Here is a 16,945-nt window from a genome sequence, read left to right on the forward strand (position 1 = left end):
CCTTTGCTGGACGGCTATTCCGGCCTGATAAATCAATATCGCTGAGGATGCCTTCCGTGTGATGATGGGCGCCGGCAATCGTCGGTGAAACGAACAAGAAGTGGAAGGGACAGGCATGCGCGACTCGAAGCAAGCGTTGCACCTGCGCGGGCACTCACCCCGCGGCATTTCCCTTCCTACATTCGGGGAACAGAGTGGCGCTGGATATATGCCGTTCCCCGTTTCTTGCATTTGCTCCTGACCCGTCTTCACGTCCAGGAGTTCCACTCCTCGACATGAACTGAGACGTCTCATGCGGAACCCGAACCGCGCATCTACCGCCGCTTCTCACAGTTGGATGAACCGGTCCGTCCGGGTACTCAACGCAACGTACGAGTACCTCGGTGAAGTGAGCGCCGATCGTGCGGTCGTCCTGATCGCCACCGGTTCCGCGCAGTCCACCGAAGACGTGATCCCGATATTTCCGGTGCGCTCCAAGCACGTCGAGATCCCACTGCCTCGGACGATCCTGCTTGCCGAGTACGTGTATGTCGCCCACCGGGTTACGGTCACCGATTCCAGCCGAGCGACCTTCGCCGGCATCTTCGACCGGGACGGTCGTCAATGTGCGTACTGCGCCGCCAGAGCAACGACCATCGACCACGTCCAGCCGCGAAGCCGCAACGGGCCCAACACGTGGGGGAATCTGGTGGCGTGCTGCAGTTCCTGCAATCAGCGCAAAGCGGATCGCACACCGGCTGAGGCCGGCATGCGGCTGCTGTGGGAACCGAAGGCACCTCGACGCATCGAGAAAGTGCAGCAGAAGATCTGGCGTGAATTGAGTCGGACGTGACGGTCGAAAGGAGTAAGTGATGTGCGCTGACGAAATCTCGAATCTGGTTGAGCTTCTGCCGATCTCGGACGACCGAACCTGGTGGCAGGCGGAATGTCGAGGAGACCCCGAGCCGGACCGCTGGTTTCCCTTTCCGTCCGAAGGATACGACTACGCGACCGACGTGTGCAACAGGTGCCCGATTGCGGAATCGTGTCGCGAATTCGCCTCTGCCACTGGCCAGACCGGAATCTGGGGAGGAGTGAAGTTCGAGCAGGGCAGGATCGTCGCGGCGTGAGGGATCAGATTCCCGGCTCCGCGGCGATCGTACCGGCCGATACCGCCCGGCACAGAGCGTCGTGGTCACGTTCGGTTTGATCGGCATAGAGCCGAGCAAACCGGGTGAGGGCGGTGTCGACCGTGTCCGAGGTTCCCAGGTAACCGGAAATCAGTGACGCGCCACTGGTTCGTGCATGTCCCTTGGCCAGTAGGCGACCGCAGATCGCGACATAGTCGGTCAAGGCTGCTGCATCGATATTGTTCAGGTCCACAGAACCTTTCATGTTCCGGAACTGACGGACGTAGTACTGGCGGTCGTCCACGGTGCACCACCCGAGCAGTGGATCACTGACTGTCTGGAGAGCCTGCTGGTATTCCGCGACGCGTCGTCCTTGATGGTCGTGCCAGGCCGAGTCACCGTGCACGAAGGGGGCGACGACGGATCGGCGAGCCTGCTTGAGCTGCAAGAAGATGACGTCGTCCGGGATGCTCCCTTCGCACAGGGCGACATACGCACGCAGAGCGACGCTTCCGACTCCGACAACTCGGTGCGCAACGTCGATGACGTTGTATCCCGAGACGACTCGGCGCCAGTGTGGTGCAAGGGTTTCGAGATACTCGTCCAGACCCTCCAGGAGGAAGTCGGTGTCCTGCGGCGTGAGTCGTGTTGTGAGCGGCGGGTTCTCGACCAACTGGCGCCGTCCGTGATCCTCGACAGTGAACCGGGGAACCGCGTGATCGCTCGTACGCCGTCGGGCGCGCTCCGCGGCGCGTCGGATCTCGGCCAGCAACCCGGGATCAGTGACGTGGTCGGTCAGTCCGTCGAGATCGACCCGGTCGAAGGAGCGATCGAACAGTGGACGCTCGGAAAGCTTTGCCAAGTGGAGGCGATATGCGGACACACACGAGGTTGTCGCTGTTTCGCATTGAGCTTCGGTGAGACCGTTCTGCCGCCCGGCCACCCAGATGCTCGCAGCCAACCTTCTCAGGTCCCATTCCCAGGGGCCCGGATGTGCTTCGTCGAAATCGTTGAGGTCTATGACAAGTTCGCGTTCCGGGGACCCGTAGAACCCGAAGTTTCCGACGTGCGCATCCCCGCAGATGACGGGAGTGATGCCGGTGGACGGGAGCTGCGCCATGTCCTCTGCCATCAAGCCGGCGGTACCGCGCAGGAAACCGTACGGTGAAGCGACCATGCGTCCCACACGAATCGGAACCAACCAGTCGAGTCTTCCCTCGTGTGCCGTGTTGACCTGATCGACCGGATCGCGTCGGTTGGGCGGGGGCGTCCAGTCACCGAGCGACGATCGTGCTACTCGCTTGCGCAGGCCCTTCCCGATTTTGCGACGCTCACTGCGGGGCGTCTGACGCGCCCGCAAAGTCGCCCTGCCGTCCGGTTCGTTCTCGAGAGCCAGCTGACCGGCAGGCCTGTTCACCGGGTCCATGTCGGGCTCTCTTTCGTCGGGCGTGCGAAACTCGCGCTCGATCCTATGCCCGCTGGATTGCGCGCCGCGCGACGAGTTCCTTAACTACCCGCCTGGGCAATCAACTCGACAGCGCGGTCGGCGCACAGTTCCGGGTCCGGCATTCTCCCGATACCGAGGCATTCGACAACGGCGAACGACGTATCCGGTGTCGTTTCCACGCCGAGCGCCCACCCGAAGTAGTGATTCCAGGCGAGTACGGCTCGGTGGCCACTGTGCTGCGGAATCTCGCTGCCCAGAACGAGTACTGCGTCGAACGCGGGGCCGTCGCACCAGATGACCGATTCGGCGAAGGTGGAGCTGGCGACGGCGACTACGTACCTGTGACAAGTCGATTCACTCGGAATGGCGATGTGTGCACGCATGGTCGCTCCTCCGGCTCGGTTGCGATCGGAGGGTTCCCCGTTGCCGGCGCCGAAAAAACGCTTGGCAGATTACGTCCCGGCCACAGATCTACGACGCAGACGGTGTCTGAGATGTTTTTGTGCTGCCCGCGCGACCGAGCGAGTCGAGAGATACTGCTCGGCGGGTATCAACCGGGAACCGAACAAGTAGAACCTTTGGGCTTCGTCGTGGTCATGTGTGGCCGCGGAGATGAGCAGACGTTCGATCGCGGTGAACTTTCGCCCACCGGCGTAACCGCTCATGTAATCGATGTGTTTCGTCATACTCGCTCTGGCACTGCGGTATTCGGCCAAGGCAGCGTTCACGTTCCGATGCGAGTCGAGTGTGTGTGACGTCGTCTCCGTCAGCATTTGGGCGGTCGCGTCGACCAGCATCTGAGCGGTCTCCAGTGCCCACGAGCATCCGATGCCCCATAACGGGTCGTTGGTTGCCGCGGCGTCGCCGATGAGTGCGAACCCGTTACCTACCGGGTCGGTGAGGGTTGTGGAGAAGTGTTTGGTACCAACGATCTTCCCGACGATGTGCTCTCGGCGAACAGGCGGAGCGCCGGGTAATGCGTTGGCGTACGCGAGGAAAGCAGTAGACAGGTCGTCAGTGAACGGGCCGAGCTTGTCGAGGGCAGGGAAGACGACCAGCACGCTGATCCCGCCGTCGTTGGGGAGCAGGTAGGCGACGTCGGGATCCATGAACCACGACAATGAAGATTCTCCGTCGGGTCGTTCGAGTCCGGAGAGTTGAGCGAAGTAGCTGAAGCGCCCGTTGGACGCACTCACCGAGTCGCAACGCGCGGATCGTGCGACGGTCGAATCCTTGCCGTCTGCTCCGACGGTCAATCGTGCTTCGACAGTGAAGGCCGAACCCTGTTCGGTGCCGTAGACGCCTGCAGTAGTGCCGTTCTTGGTCAGTAGTCCGGAAACACGATGTCCGAGAAGAAGGTCGACGTTCTGGTAGTCGTTCGCGAGTTGGCGCAGGAGGGGGTCGAGAGTTTCCCTTCGGACGTTGAATCCAGGCGGCGGTGAGTTCTCTTCAGCATCAGGGGTGATCATTCCCCACGGGGTCCAGAATTTCGGAACGGTTTCCACCATTCCCAGGGCGAGCAGTTTTTCCGTGGCGCCGAGTCGTTGCAAGATCGGGGCACCGCAGGGTTGTAGGTGGTGAGTGCACAGGACTTTGTGCGCCCGGATGTCGGAGCGAGCGTCGAGAAGCGCTATCCGCAGACCTTGCTGGGCGTACATGATTGCGGCCGCGCATCCTGCGATGCTCGCGCCGACAATTACAACGTCATAGTTTTCCCGTGCCTTCGAAGTCACTCGATCAGTTTAATGCATAAGGTTATAACTTAAATTTGACTGGATTTAGTCATCGTGTTCGGGCGTTAAGTCCCGAACTGCAGCCCGGATGGACTGTTCACGAAGCTCGTTCTCTCTGCGCAGTTCACGACGCCGACGACCGGCCTCGAATCGCTGCCTCGCGATTGTTCCGGTCGGCCGCAGTTGGGGTACCTCGGCCGGTTTTCCGTCGCTGCCCATTGCGACCATCGTGAAGTAGCAACTATTGGTGTGTCGAGATTTTCCGAGAAGAATGTCTTCGGTTTCGACGCGTATTCCGATTTCCATCGAGGTGCGCCCGGTGTAATTGACGGAAGCGCTGAACGTGACGAGTTCTCCGACATGCACCGGTTCGCGGAACACCACACGATCCACCGACAGGGTCACGACGTACGTCTGGGCGTATCGACTCGCGCACGCATAGGCGACCTGGTCGAGAAACTTCAGAATCGTTCCGCCGTGAACGTTGCCCGAAAAATTGGACATGTCCGGCGTCATGAGGACGGTCATGGACAACGTTTGTTTCGATGCTTGCTGCGATGCTTGCTTCAATTCGGGCAGGGAGTTCGATTCGGACATCGAGCGGGCCTCTTCGGGTCGGTGGACGGTGAAGAGACCGTATCCGGCAAAGAGGGTTACCCGCGCGTTCGGAAGAACGCGGTGTCAGAGTTCGGGACAGTGCCAACGTGGAGGATGTATTCGCTGGTGGCGACGGGGCCTGGCGCACTCGACCTGAGATAGGGCTCGAGCGTCGAGCGGAGGTGCGCTGACATCGAAGCCCAATTCCCTGTGCTTCGAACGGCCTCGCGAAAGTTCTTCAACGCCGGTGCCTGGTCGCACAGTTCCTCGACGGGATCCGATCCGGCTGGTAGTTGCCACTCGAGCAGGTGGGAGGCCGAGCTCACCGACTCCAATCCGGCTGCTGCCTTCTCGAATTCGCTCGAGCTCGACCATGTCGTCGGTAGTGGTGTGATGCCATTCCACGCCGAGGCGGCCTCCCGGCGGAGTGCTGCTGCCCACCCGTTCTCCGACCACGTCGCGACGCAGATCTTTCCGCCTGGCCGGGTCACCCGCATCATCTCTGCGAGGGCAATCGAGGGGTCGGGGCAGAAGATGATCCCGAAGATGCTGACGCAGGCGTCGGCACTCGAATTCGGCCAGGGTAAAGACTGCGCATCGCCGATCGTGAAGGTGGGTTGGGTAGTGCCGGGGTAGGGAATCCAGCGTTTGCGTGCGACCTCGAGCTGGCTGGCGGAGAGGTCGAGTGCGTGGACCGTCATGCCTGACTGAGCCGCCGGGAGCGCAAAGTTCCCGGTTCCGGCGCAGACGTCGTACACCGTGCTCACATGCCCGATCGAGCGCAGTGCCTCCGTCGATGCCGGTGAGAGTTGCTCGGCAAGAGGCGAATACGTCGTACCGTTCCAGTTTCCCTGATTCACGCCAAGCTCCTTTCGACTGCGTCGATGACCGTATCGAGCGCTGCGCCCGCCGCGCGCGCTGATTCGTCGGGGTTGCGTTCCTCGATGGCAGCGATCAAGGGTCGGTGCTCGTCGACGTGGAAACCTGGACCGACACTGACGGCGGACAGTGAATCCGTCACGGCGGCAAGGACTCCCCGGTAGACGTCGATCAGTGCGGAATTGTGGGACGCCTCGACGATCGAAAGGTGCAGGGCCATGCCGGCTTCGACAGTGAAGCCGCCGACGTGACCGGGGTGGGCATTCCAGGCTGCATGTATCCGCGCGAGATCTTCGGGGGTGTGGCGCTGCGCTGCAAGTCGCGCGGCTTCGACCTCGAGTCCGCGTCGCAAGCTCAGTACGTCGAGAATGTCACCTCTGGCGAGCCTGCGCCCGAGTAGTCCTTCGACCGGCGACGCCGCCATGACGTACACGCCGCCACCGTGACGAACGGACAGAACTCCGGCGTGTGCAAGCGCCCGTACCGCTTCGCGCATGGTGTTTCGGGCGACTCCCAATTCCTCGACCAGTGCGGTCTCCGGCGGGAGTTTCGATCCGACGGGCCATCGGCCGGTCGATATCGCGTCCTCGATCGCCGCAGCGACGATGTCTACCTTGCGTCCGGAGTCGGACATGTGTGCCACCTCGGGTAAGTGAGTCAATGACTTTGTCCGAGGTTAGCGTGCTCTCACGAGTGGGTCAATGACTTGGGAATTATCCGCGTACGTCCAGGCTGCGGGCGTAGTGCTCCTTGAAAACCTCGAGATGCGCCCACGATTCCAAGCCGCTGACACCGTCGATGCCCCGGATTCGCTCGGACAGGGCATGGAGGTCGTTGGACGAGTTGGCGGCGACCGTCGCGATCACGTCGTACCGTCCGAGGGTCCGCGCGAGGAATTCGATTCCGGGCAGGGACTCGATCTCCGATACCGCGTTGTCGTCCCGTGAGCCCAGATTGACGCCGATGCCCATCGCCAGCGTCCGGCCACCACCTCGCCGCTTGACGACAGCGCCGACGCGCAGTGCCGTGCTCGCGATCAGGTGATTGACGCGATTGCGCACAGCGCTCGGCGACAGGCCGGTGTGTTCGGCCAGCTCGAGAAATGGCATGCGCCCGTTGCGTTCGAGCAGTTCGATCAAGGTGACGTCAGTCGAATCGAGTCGGATGTCGGCTTGTAAAGCGGTCTCGGGCATGAAGATTCCCTTGATGACGTCGACGTAGACCAGCGTGCTCACGGATCTGACGCCACGCTGTGAGCGGAGTTCGGCGATGGCGCGGTACAGATCGTCGTGGCTGGACACCCGAAGTTCCGCGATCACGTTGTACTGCCCGCTGACTGCCGAGATGTAGACCGCAGCCTCGGATTCGATCAACGCGTCCAGTACCGGGGTCATCGGTCCGGACACGGCGATCGACACGTGTGCGAGTGCCTTCAGGCCGAGAAGTTCGGGGTGTGCGACGGCAACCACGGACACCGTTCCCGAGTCGAGTAGTGCCTGCACCCTGGTGGACACTGCCGCGCGTGGGGCATCGACGGCCACGGACAGTTCGCGGTACGTCGCTCGCCCATTGCGTTGAAGAGCAGCGATGAGCTTGGAATCGAGATCGACCGTCATGGATGCCCCAACTTTTCCAGAGATTTTTCTGTATGAGCTTCCTATTAGAACAGTCGCATGTGGGCATAGATGATGTGGATAAGTGCAGAAAAGCTCGGAAACTTGTACAAAAAAGTTGTGGGCCACCTGGTCTGAAACTTTGATGCATTGCATAGCTCCAGGTCGGGGCGTAGTTTTCGCTCAACACGCAGTGACCTGCACCACCATCTCGACGAAGGACCACCATGCGCAAGTTGCACACGCACGAAGCCTCGCCGCTCGACGCCACCGCCACGATCTTCACCGGCGCCAAGATCCACACCGTTGACGACAGCACGGCGGGAGCCGAAGCGTTCCTGGTGTTCGGAAACCGCTTTGCCGCGGTGGGGACACTCGAGGAATGCCGCACGGAGGCGCGACGCCTGAGCACTCGCACGACCGCGGTGGTCGAACTCGACGGCGCCACCGTCGTCCCCGGATTCGTCGATCCGCACGCACACCCGTTGATGTACGGACAGATGCTCAGCTGGGTGGACTGCGGGCCGGAGAAGGCGCACTCGATTCCCGGAATCATTGCTCTGCTTCAGGAAGCGGCACTCACAGCTCCTGCAGGTGTCCCGATTCGCGGATACGGCTATGAGCACCGCAACCTGATCGAAGGGCGTCATCCGCTCAAGGAAGAGCTCGATCAGGTGGCCACCGATCGCGAGGTCTACCTCATGAACGCGAGCGGTCACGGCGGCGTCGTCAACTCCTTCACTTTCGACAAGCACGGCATCGATGCGAGCACTGAGAACCCGGCCGGTGGCGAGTTCTTCCGAGATGCAGACGGCGAGTTGACGGGCGAGCTGTCCGACGCCGCGTGCAACATCCTCACCGGTGTCAACGGTGTGAAGGTCGGCCATCACGGACCCAACTTCCATCTCGAGGACGAGCCGGAAGAGCACCTTCGCCAGCTGTCGGTCGCTCAGGACAAGTTCCTGGCCGGCGGCGTCACCACCATCGGCGACTGCCAGGTGACGCGTCGTGAATTCGACATGTACCTGCGTCTGGCCGAGCAGGATCAGCTCAAGACCCGCGTCAGCATGTACATGCTCAGTCATCTCCTCGATCACGTCATCGACACGGGAATGCATGGCGCCTTCGGCAATTCGCGGCTCGCGTTCGGCGGCATCAAGTTCTACGCCGACGGCACTCTCGGCGGCTGGACCGCATACTTCCCCGACGGCTACGTGGGCGACCCGTGCCGCACCGGGCAGCTCTACCATGAGCCGGCGGACTACTCGGAGCTCATTGCCAAGGCACACTCCGTGGGTCTGCAGACTGCCACGCACGCTCAGTCACCGACGGCCATCGACATGGTGCTCGACGCCATCGAAGCTGCGCAGAAGGCTCACCCCGACGCCGACGCGCGTCACCGCATCGAGCACTGCGGGCTCCCGACGGCCGAGCAGATCGCCCGGATGAACCTGGCCGGTGTGTACCCGGTGAACCAGCCGCAGCACTACTACAACTGGGGCGAGGGCGTCACCGCTGCGATCGGAACTCCGGGTGAGCGGTTCAACCCGCTCGGGGAGTTCATCGCTGCCGAGGTTCCCGTGACCATCAGCTCCGACGCCCCGGTCGCAGAGCCCAAGCCGCTCGAGGCAATTCAAGCAGCCGTCACTCGTGTGACGCGTCAAGGCCATCAGCTCGGCTCCGATGCACTCCGCATCACCGCCGACCAGGCACTGCAGGCTCACACGCTCAACGGTGCACGTGCGCTGGGCCGTGAAGCAGAACTTGGCAGCATCTCGGTCGGCAAGCGGGCCGACTTCGTCATTCTGGGCGCGGACCCCCTCGAGGTTCCGGCCGACGCGATTGCGCAGATCGAGGTGCGGGAGACCTGGATCGACGGCGAACTCGCACATTCAGGTCATAACCACCTATTGTCGAGCACTTCGACCACCGAGGAAAAGTAATGAACCGAGAGCAACAGATCGTGAAGGCCCGCAAGGCGGGATTTGCAGCCTTCGTCGGTACAACCATCGAGTGGTACGACTTCTACGTATATGCCACGGCAGCCGCCCTGGTCTTCGGTGACATCTTCTTCCCGCCCGGAACCGATCGCCTGACCGGCGTTGCGGCGGCGTTCGCGACGTACGCCGTCGGATTCTTCGCTCGCCCGCTCGGCGGAATCGTGTTCGGACATGTCGGTGACAAGATGGGCAGGCGCACCGCACTTGTCGTCACACTGACGCTGATGGGTGCAGGCACCTTCCTCATCGGCATGTTGCCCACTTACGCGTCGATCGGGTTCTGGGCGCCGTTGCTGCTGGTTCTGCTCCGCTTCGTCCAAGGCTTCGCCGTCGGCGGTGAATGGGGTGGCGCGGTCCTGATGGCCGTCGAGCATGCTCCCGAGGACAAGAAGACTTTCTACGGCGGATTCGCTCAGCTGGGCAACCCGGCCGGCGCCCTTCTGGCCACCGGGTTCTTCAGCATTCTCTCCACCTTCGGCGACGACGCGCTGCGCGAGTGGGCCTGGCGTCTGCCGTTCCTGTGCTCGGCGCTGCTGATCCTCGTCGGCTTGTTGGTTCGCCTCAAGGTCGAGGAGTCCCCGGTCTTCGAGTCCGAGGTGAAGTCCGCGGACGTCCCGGAGATGCTGCCGCTCAAGTACGCACTGGTGACCAACTGGCGTCCGATCATCCTGGGCATCGGCATTCTGCCGGTCGCAGTCGGCGGCTACTACCTCGTGACGACCTTCATCACGGCATACGCGACCGACCCCGACGTCGGCTTGTCGGAGACGCTGATTCTCAACGCGCTCAGTGTCGCCGCGGTGGTCGAGTTGATCGCGACCCTGGGCGTGGCGTGGCTCGGCGACAAGGTGGGGCGCGTCCGCGTGGTCATCTGGGGTCTCGCTGCGGTCGCAATACTCGCAGCGCCGCAGTTCCTGGTGCTGAAGTCCGGATCCGTGTTCCTGATCTTCCTGACGTTTGCGGTCATGCGACTGGTGCTTGCTGCCACGTATGGTCCGATCGCCGCCGTTCTCTCACAGATGTTCAAGCCGCAGGCTCGTTACACAAGTATCTCGTTGGCGTACCAGGGAGCCGGCGCGATCTTCGGCGGATTGTCTCCGCTGGTCTCGACGCTGATGTACAAGGCAACCGGCAGCATCTGGCCGGTCATCGCACTGCTGATCGGCATGTGCATCCTGAGCATCGTCTGCCTGCTCTTCGCTCCGCAGCATGTGGACGAGGCGACCGACACCGACGGTGTGCGGCAGGACCTGAACAAGGAATCGGCCTCGGCCTGACTGCCGAGAATCGGCTTCCGCCTGACTGCCGAGAATCGGCCTCCGCCTGACAACTGAAAACACGAAGCTGGGGCAGTACACGATTTCCGTGTACTGCCCCAGCTGTCGTTTCAGGTCAGTTGTCGTTCAGCGACTGTTACGCGCCGACGAGATGGCGGTGAAAGTGATCGCTGCGTCGGTGGGCCTGGCTGAGATTCCTGATCTCGCGAAGCCAGAAGTGAGACGCCAGCGCGTTATTGCTTCCGTAGCCCGTGCCGGAGGTGTCCTCGTCGATCAAGGCGACAAGCGCCTTGATCAGGCTGGTGACCTTGAGGTTGTTGGTCTGAGAATGTCGTACCAGCAGGTCGGCGGCTTCGTCGGTGCTGCAGCGGTAGAGCGTGCAGACAATTTCGAGAGCCCGTTCGCGGAGACGGCCCGAATTGGTCGGGATCCGTAGTCCGTTTGTCGGGACACTGTTCGTCTGGTTGTTCGTGTCGTCGGGGTGAATCATGGTGTTGTACAAGGTATTCCTTTGAACCACATGGGTTTTGGACCCGTGCGGTGTGTAGCGCATGTTGATACTGGTGCAGTCGGTACGCGATTGGCGGCGGACTCTGTCGGAGCCTTCGGCCTGGTCAACAATCTGCGGGACTGATGAAAGTGCGTAGTGATCAAAGGCGCGGATTTGCACCGAACTGGAAGTCTGCCCCTGGAACGAATATTGGAACTGTCGTTCCGGGCGAAGCGACCGGCTGCCTGACTGACGGCTGCCCTCTGATAACCCCACCGTACGTCATGGAGTTGGTTTCAGCTAATCCTTTTGCGGGCGATCATGCTCACAGTAGGCGGTTTCACCTGCTCAAGGAGTGTTTACGTGATCGATTATTGCTTGCTTGGTGATAGCCCAGGCGTTGGTTGTCGGGTTTCCGAAGTCGCCGTGGCCGACGCCGGGTAGTTCGATCAGATCGACCACGTCGCCTGCTGCTCGTGCGGCACGGGCATAGCGCCGGCTCTGTTCGACCGACACGACCTTGTCGCCGAGTCCGTGGATCGCCGTGACGGGGAGCCCGGTGGGGAGATGTTCGATCGGTGACGCGATGCGGTAACGGTCAGGGTGATCGACCGGCATGCCGCCCAGAAGATTTCGAACAAATCGATCTTTGCCCGCGGTTGCGGCGAGTGTCATGTCGAAGACGCCGGCCATGATCGTCGCCGAACGAATCGGCACGGTGAGGTCAGGCGCGGGAGCATCCGTGTCCTGTTGTGGTCGCGACGCGACCCACGCGGCCAGTTGTCCGCCCGCGGAGTATCCGGCGATGTGCACGCGACCCAAATCCAGTCGCCCGGAGGCCTTTTCCTGAACGATGCCGGCAAGCGCGTTGGTCGCCGCAACGGTATCGGAGAGAGTAGTCGGCCAACCGCCCTGCCCACCTATACGTCTGTATTCGATGTTCCAGACCGCAATTCCGTAGGGGGTCAGCGTTTTTGCCCACGCACCCGCGTACTCCAGATTGCTCTTCTGCGCCCAGCCGCCGCCGTGGATCAATACGACGACTGGCAGGTCGCCGTCCGATCCGGGTGGAAGATACAGATCGCCGAAAGTATCTGCGGCAGCAGCGTAAGCGATGCGTACCGCAGGGACATCGCGGTCGAGACCGGAGGCGCTGGCGACCGAGATCACGAGCGTGAAGATGCAGACGAGCGCTACGGCGAGGTACCTGGCCAAGCGGTCGCGGGAGCGGTGCGCGATGGCTTGATTCCTCTCGGTCTGCGACGGACGATTGTCAGGAAATCAGTCTATCGGTGCCGAGTGAATTCATGGGGTGAGCGAATGCGCCGTGCTTGCTCGTATGCGTAGTTCGCTACGCGTGTGGGTCGGCGCAGAGGGTTCGTCACCGTCGATCAGGGCGAGCAGTGCATCCACCGCCAAAGCTGCTTGTTCTTCGGGGAAGAAGTCGACGGCGGTGATCGGGGGATCGGAGATCAGTAGAGCGGGCTCGTCACTGTCCTGGGCGATCAAGATACTTCCGGGAATTGACAGGCCGAGATCGAGCGCCGCTCGTGCAGCGGCGGGGGCGCAACCGAGGATGACCGAGAGAATCGCGTCAGGGGGATTCTCGGATGTCAGTGCTTTGTGAGTCGCCGCGTATGCCGCGGAGACGAGTTGTTCGACGGAATTGACGCCCTCGAACGACGCCAGGTCGTCGGTGGCTCGGGGCGACACGCCGTGGATGCGGCACCATTCGAGGTAAGCGATGGTCGTTGCGCGAGTCCATGCCGAATCCATTCCGGGATTGAGGACAAGGATATCCGTTGCGCCCTGTTCGGTGAGGTGGTTCAAGAGCGTTTCGGTCGTGGCGAAGAGATCCGGCGAAATACTCCATCCGAATTGCTCAGGGTTGCCGGGACCCACTACGACAGAAGGTATTCCGAGTTTCTTCAAGATGTCGACGCGAGGGTCGTGCATCATCGGGTCGACGACGATCACACCGTCCATCTCGATGCGACGCAGTCCGTTCGGGTCTTTCATCGACGGCAACAGCAGGAGTGAGTGATCGGCGTGGAACGCTGCCTGTGTGGCGGCGGTCGCCACACGGCCGTACCAGTCGAAGTTGAGGCACTCGGCCGAGGAAGGCTCGTCCGGAGCCGGGAGCATCAACCCGAGGGTGGCGGTTCGACCCGAGCGAAGGTTTTGTGCCGACCGATTGGCTCGGTAACCCAAGCGATCCGCAACCTCTTGAACACGCGCCCGGGTGGCAGAGTCGACTCTGCCCTTGCCGTTGAGTGCGTAGGAAACTGTGGACACGGCGACGCCGGCGGCTGTCGCGACATCGCGAAGCGTCGGGACGTTCGGCGTGATCATCGGGGTCGCGTCCTCTAGTTGCTGGGCGGTTTCTACTCAAGAGTAACGCCCAATCGTTTCGGCAGGGGGAACCTGGCGGACGATTGTTCAGTCGAAGAAATTGCGCCGAATCGTTTCATCAAAGCTATTGACTATGCCGAAACGTTTCGGCACTCTCGTAGAACACCGGGACAACTTCGAGTGAAATTCGGTCGACCTCGGGCACCCTCATTCCCAGTCCATGCGCCTAAATACGACGATCCACGGAGTTACCCCATGAGAGAGAAAACCCGTCCACGTCGCGCGGGTGCTGCTGCCGCGTGGTCGGCCACTGGTGGTTTGGTCGAACGGCCGGGATTGATTCCGGGTGCACCCGAGATCTGGGTCTACGCAGACAAGTTCTCCTACTTCGCCGGCGATACCGTCTCGGTGCGGGTCCACACCACCGCTGACGAATACGACATCGAGGTGGTCCGTGACGGCGCGCGCCCACAGAGCATCGTCAAGTACATCGGGCTACCAGGAAAACAACAGTCGACGCCCGACGACGCCTATGCGACCGGGTGTGATTGGTCGGAATCCGTTGCCTTCACCGTTGCACCGAATTGGGCTTCGGGGATGTACCTGATCCTGGTTCGAATGCGCCACGAAGGTGTGGTCGTCGAACGTGAGGGCTTCTTCATTGTCAAGGCACGTGAACCCGAGCACGCTGACATGGTCCTCATCCACACCACGAGCACGATGTTGGCCTACAACGACTGGGGCGGAGCCAACAATTTCCGTGGTGCCCCGGACGGTTTCGGCGACGTGGCGACACCGATTTCGTCGACGCAGCGTCCCATCGCGCGCGGGATGTTGCGCAAACCCGAAGGTGCAGCGCGAAACATTCACACCGATATGCCGGGAATCGGATGGGTTCCGCGGCACCCGCCGTACGAATGGGCCTGGGTGAACGGATACTCGCGCCATCACGCCGACGCATTCTGGGCGACGTACGAACGCCCGTTCACGGTGTGGGCGGAGGAGCAAGCGTTTCTCGTACACCACATCACCCAGCACGACCTACATGAGGATCCTTCAGCGCTGCGCGGATATTCGTGTGCAGTCGTCGTCGGTCACGACGAGTACTGGTCGTGGGAAATGCGTGATCGTCTCGACGCATTTGTCGAAGGAGGAGGCGGCCTGGCGCGATTCGGCGGGAACTTCCTGTGGCAGGTACGCATCGAAGGTGACGCGCAGATTTGTTACAAGAACCCCTTCGGCGATCCCATACGAGAAGTAGACCCCACCCGCGTCACCACGGCATGGGATTCCCCCGAGATTGATCGGCCGGGCGCGTGGACGATGGGTTTGACTGCGATGGCGGGGGTGTACAACCGTTACGGTGCAACAGCTCCGAGGTCATCCGGCGGCTTTACCGTATACCGGCCCGATCATTGGGCATTGAACGGAACCGACCTGTATTACGGTGACAACTTCGGAATCGCGCCGGTCTGTATTGCTGCTTTCGCAATGGACGGTGCGGACTACACGTTCAGGAAGGGTCTGCCGTACGCCACCGGTGTCGACGGTGCACCAGAGGATCTGGAAATCATCGCAATGGCGCCGGCAGTTTCGGGGTCACGGGACAACTGGAACGGCACCGCTCCGATTGGTGCGCCCCTCGCCGAGGTGTCGGGAATCTTCGAAAGTGCCTATGGGAGAGAACTCCCCGAGCATCTGCGCGAGTTCGAATACGGTTCGGGAATGGTGGCGACACATCGGCGCGGTCTCGGAACCGTTTTCAATGCCGGGACGACCGAGTGGGTCAGTGGACTGATTCACCGGGATCCTTTCACCGAACGAATAACCGCAAACGTGCTGAATCTGTTTGCTGCGCAACTGTCGAGTTTCACTGAGGAGCCAGACTGACGGCGGCGACCAGCGGTAGAGTTTGTTGCCCGAGGATGATGGCCGAAAGAGGATCCATACGTACGTATGTATGGAGATACTAAATCGACTTGACCAGGGTTTTTAATCCAAACTACCGTAGTCTTCGCCGTTCAGTTGGATGACGGGTGGGTGTGGGGAGCTGCCGAACTTCGACAGTCACGTGCGGATCTCCACGATCAGATCCGCACGTGACCTGGCCGCTGCGATTACGTCGGCGTTCGGTTGATCCACCCGTCTCACCCAGTCCGCGGCCGCTTCGGAACTCCTCCCGAAGCGGCTGTGGCGTTTCACCAACCGCTGTGTGCGTGTCGCCTCCGGAACCTCGAGGTACCAGACGGTGTCGATCGCCGCTCGTACTTGTGGCCAGCTGCCGTCTGGTAGGAGGAGGTAGTTTCCCTCGGTGACGATCAATGGCGTTCGAGGCTCGACAGCGGTTGCGCTGCCGATTGATTCGTCGATCTCGCGATCGAAGGCGGGCGCGTACACAATGGAGTCTTCGGATCGGAGGCGGTGTAGAAGCGCCGCGTATCCGTCGGCGTCGAAAGTTTCCGGAGCGCCTTTTTGTCCACGCCTGCCGAGTCGGTCGAGTTCCCGATTGGCAAGGTGGAAGCCGTCCATCTCGACGACGGTGCACAGTGAGTCCAGTTTCTGCGCAATTGCCTGTGAAGCCGTCGATTTCCCGGCTCCAGGGGCTCCCGCGATGCCGAGAATGTATCGGCCGTTGTCGGTGATCAGTGAAGCGGCGCGTGAGGCAAGTTGATCGAGCGTCAGCGAGACGGTCGGCGGTGAGGTTCTCACTTGTTGCTCCGATCAGTCCGAGGTCCGGTGGATCGAGGGTACGCCGGAGGTCTTCAACCGTTGACAGTCTGAATGGACTGTGAAACTGTGAGCCATGCCACTCGAGAGGCTGGAGGTGTGACCGTGACCCTGCGTGACGCGCAGCGCGAAGCCACGCGCCACCGGATTCTCGATGCGGCAACGGATTTACTGATAGCGGACGGGTATTCGTCGTTGACGACGCAGTCGGTTCAAACGGCTGCCGGAGTCAGTCGGGGCGCTCTCCTGCACCACTTTCCGAATATGCAGGAGCTCACTGCCGCGTTGGTGTCGAATATCGTCGTGCGGAACGAGGCGGCGGTGAGGTCGGCGATGTCTCGACAAGACCCGTCGGTGGATACGATCGAGAACTCGATCTCCGCTTTGTATTCGGCGTTGACTCAGCCGCCGTTCCAAGCGGAACTCGAACTGTGGTCGGCGGCTCGGACGGATCCGGTGTTGGCGGAGGTTCTCCGCGAATCGGAGCGCGTCGCCGGGCGGGATTTGCAGCGAGTTGTCCATGACGCGTTCGGGCCTGAAATTGTTGCTTCCGAGAACTATTCGCAAATTGCAGATCTAACCGTGCTGATGCTCCGTGGTTTGGCGTTGTCCCGGGCGGTACACAAGAGCGATGCCTCTGCGCGTCGTTCGATCAGTCAATGGGCGGGCGTCGTTCGCCTGCTGCTCACCCAGAACTAGCGCAACTCGTTTCGTTCGAGAT

17 protein-coding genes are annotated in these 16,945 nt (G+C 61.5%); 6 read left to right on the forward strand and 11 right to left on the reverse strand.

What is annotated here, in order from left to right:
* Positions 1-292: 292 nt before the first annotated feature.
* Together QMA15_RS16855 and QMA15_RS16860 are read left to right on the forward strand one after the other, a co-directional pair.
* The gene (locus QMA15_RS16855; protein WP_031333862.1) at positions 293-832 is read left to right on the forward strand and encodes an HNH endonuclease; all 540 of its coding nucleotides are present in this window, start codon (positions 293-295) and stop codon (positions 830-832) included.
* 19 nt (positions 833-851) lie between these two features.
* Positions 852-1,109 (forward strand): WhiB family transcriptional regulator, encoded by a 258-nt coding sequence (locus QMA15_RS16860; protein ID WP_269576725.1) that lies wholly within the window; start codon positions 852-854, stop codon positions 1,107-1,109.
* 4 nt (positions 1,110-1,113) lie between these two features.
* On the opposite strand, the gene QMA15_RS16865 is transcribed toward QMA15_RS16860, so the two are convergent.
* The 7 genes from QMA15_RS16865 to QMA15_RS16895 form a co-directional block, all read right to left on the reverse strand.
* Positions 1,114-2,535 (reverse strand): DUF2252 domain-containing protein, encoded by a 1,422-nt coding sequence (locus QMA15_RS16865; RefSeq protein ID WP_019745821.1) that lies wholly within the window; start codon positions 2,533-2,535, stop codon positions 1,114-1,116.
* An 80-nt stretch (positions 2,536-2,615) separates the two neighbouring features.
* Entirely contained in the window at positions 2,616-2,939 is a 324-nt protein-coding gene (locus QMA15_RS16870) for a DUF6292 family protein (protein ID WP_019745820.1), read from the reverse strand.
* A gap of 69 nt (positions 2,940-3,008) precedes the next feature.
* The gene (locus QMA15_RS16875; RefSeq protein ID WP_084325879.1) at positions 3,009-4,289 is read right to left on the reverse strand and encodes an NAD(P)/FAD-dependent oxidoreductase; all 1,281 of its coding nucleotides are present in this window, start codon (positions 4,287-4,289) and stop codon (positions 3,009-3,011) included.
* A 45-nt stretch (positions 4,290-4,334) separates the two neighbouring features.
* Positions 4,335-4,817 carry an acyl-CoA thioesterase gene (locus QMA15_RS16880; protein WP_029256546.1) on the reverse strand — a complete coding sequence of 161 codons (483 nt, stop codon included), beginning with the start codon at positions 4,815-4,817 and terminating at the stop codon, positions 4,335-4,337.
* 125 nt (positions 4,818-4,942) lie between these two features.
* Positions 4,943-5,746 carry a class I SAM-dependent methyltransferase gene (locus QMA15_RS16885; RefSeq protein ID WP_020909528.1) on the reverse strand — a complete coding sequence of 268 codons (804 nt, stop codon included), beginning with the start codon at positions 5,744-5,746 and terminating at the stop codon, positions 4,943-4,945.
* A complete protein-coding gene (locus QMA15_RS16890) occupies positions 5,743-6,399 on the reverse strand; it encodes a FadR/GntR family transcriptional regulator (protein WP_021345902.1) in 657 nt (218 codons plus the stop codon). Before QMA15_RS16890 ends, QMA15_RS16885 begins: the two co-directional genes overlap by 4 nt.
* Positions 6,400-6,478: 79 nt before the next feature.
* A complete protein-coding gene (locus QMA15_RS16895) occupies positions 6,479-7,381 on the reverse strand; it encodes an Lrp/AsnC family transcriptional regulator (RefSeq protein ID WP_019745816.1) in 903 nt (300 codons plus the stop codon).
* 224 nt (positions 7,382-7,605) lie between these two features.
* Here QMA15_RS16895 and QMA15_RS16900 point away from each other — a divergent pair, with 224 nt between their 5' ends.
* Both QMA15_RS16900 and QMA15_RS16905 read left to right on the forward strand, forming a co-directional pair.
* Entirely contained in the window at positions 7,606-9,321 is a 1,716-nt protein-coding gene (locus tag QMA15_RS16900; RefSeq protein ID WP_029256542.1) for an amidohydrolase, read from the forward strand.
* Positions 9,321-10,655 carry an MFS transporter gene (locus tag QMA15_RS16905; RefSeq protein ID WP_182261551.1) on the forward strand — a complete coding sequence of 445 codons (1,335 nt, stop codon included), beginning with the start codon at positions 9,321-9,323 and terminating at the stop codon, positions 10,653-10,655. Before QMA15_RS16900 ends, QMA15_RS16905 begins: the two co-directional genes overlap by 1 nt.
* A gap of 136 nt (positions 10,656-10,791) precedes the next feature.
* On the opposite strand, the gene QMA15_RS16910 is transcribed toward QMA15_RS16905, so the two are convergent.
* The 3 genes from QMA15_RS16910 to QMA15_RS16920 all read right to left on the reverse strand — a co-directional run bounded on the left by QMA15_RS16910 (position 10,792) and on the right by QMA15_RS16920 (position 13,497).
* Entirely contained in the window at positions 10,792-11,157 is a 366-nt protein-coding gene (locus QMA15_RS16910; protein ID WP_029537179.1) for an ANTAR domain-containing protein, read from the reverse strand.
* A 336-nt stretch (positions 11,158-11,493) separates the two neighbouring features.
* The gene (locus QMA15_RS16915) at positions 11,494-12,360 is read right to left on the reverse strand and encodes an alpha/beta fold hydrolase (protein WP_060937804.1); all 867 of its coding nucleotides are present in this window, start codon (positions 12,358-12,360) and stop codon (positions 11,494-11,496) included.
* Between the two features lie 90 nt (positions 12,361-12,450).
* Positions 12,451-13,497: a LacI family DNA-binding transcriptional regulator gene (locus QMA15_RS16920; RefSeq protein WP_020971166.1), complete on the reverse strand. Its 1,047-nt coding sequence runs from the start codon at positions 13,495-13,497 to the stop codon at positions 12,451-12,453.
* A gap of 255 nt (positions 13,498-13,752) precedes the next feature.
* On the opposite strand from QMA15_RS16920, the gene QMA15_RS16925 reads away from it, so the two are divergent.
* The gene (locus QMA15_RS16925; protein WP_060937806.1) at positions 13,753-15,387 is read left to right on the forward strand and encodes a N,N-dimethylformamidase beta subunit family domain-containing protein; all 1,635 of its coding nucleotides are present in this window, start codon (positions 13,753-13,755) and stop codon (positions 15,385-15,387) included.
* 177 nt (positions 15,388-15,564) lie between these two features.
* Here the strand turns inward: QMA15_RS16925 and QMA15_RS16930 are convergent, their stop codons facing one another.
* Entirely contained in the window at positions 15,565-16,206 is a 642-nt protein-coding gene (locus QMA15_RS16930) for a nucleoside/nucleotide kinase family protein (RefSeq protein WP_060937807.1), read from the reverse strand.
* 123 nt (positions 16,207-16,329) lie between these two features.
* On the opposite strand from QMA15_RS16930, the gene QMA15_RS16935 reads away from it, so the two are divergent.
* Entirely contained in the window at positions 16,330-16,923 is a 594-nt protein-coding gene (locus tag QMA15_RS16935; protein WP_020909519.1) for a TetR/AcrR family transcriptional regulator, read from the forward strand.
* Positions 16,924-16,945 lie beyond the last annotated feature (22 nt).

It is taken from the genome of Rhodococcus sp. APC 3903 (assembly GCF_030407755.1).
GTDB classification, from domain to species: Bacteria; Actinomycetota; Actinomycetes; order Mycobacteriales; family Mycobacteriaceae; genus Rhodococcus_F; species Rhodococcus_F erythropolis.

Coding starts and splice junctions, on each gene's coding strand:
- QMA15_RS16855 (WP_031333862.1), top strand. CDS start 293: ATGCGGAACCCGAACCGCGCATCTACCGCCGCTTCTCACAGTTGGATG.
- QMA15_RS16860 (WP_269576725.1), top strand. CDS start 852: ATGTGCGCTGACGAAATCTCGAATCTGGTTGAGCTTCTGCCGATCTCG.
- QMA15_RS16865 (WP_019745821.1), bottom strand. CDS start 2,535: ATGGACCCGGTGAACAGGCCTGCCGGTCAGCTGGCTCTCGAGAACGAA.
- QMA15_RS16870 (WP_019745820.1), bottom strand. CDS start 2,939: ATGCGTGCACACATCGCCATTCCGAGTGAATCGACTTGTCACAGGTAC.
- QMA15_RS16880 (WP_029256546.1), bottom strand. CDS start 4,817: ATGACCGTCCTCATGACGCCGGACATGTCCAATTTTTCGGGCAACGTT.
- QMA15_RS16890 (WP_021345902.1), bottom strand. CDS start 6,399: ATGTCCGACTCCGGACGCAAGGTAGACATCGTCGCTGCGGCGATCGAG.
- QMA15_RS16895 (WP_019745816.1), bottom strand. CDS start 7,381: ATGACGGTCGATCTCGATTCCAAGCTCATCGCTGCTCTTCAACGCAAT.
- QMA15_RS16900 (WP_029256542.1), top strand. CDS start 7,606: ATGCGCAAGTTGCACACGCACGAAGCCTCGCCGCTCGACGCCACCGCC.
- QMA15_RS16905 (WP_182261551.1), top strand. CDS start 9,321: ATGAACCGAGAGCAACAGATCGTGAAGGCCCGCAAGGCGGGATTTGCA.
- QMA15_RS16920 (WP_020971166.1), bottom strand. CDS start 13,497: ATGATCACGCCGAACGTCCCGACGCTTCGCGATGTCGCGACAGCCGCC.
- QMA15_RS16925 (WP_060937806.1), top strand. CDS start 13,753: ATGAGAGAGAAAACCCGTCCACGTCGCGCGGGTGCTGCTGCCGCGTGG.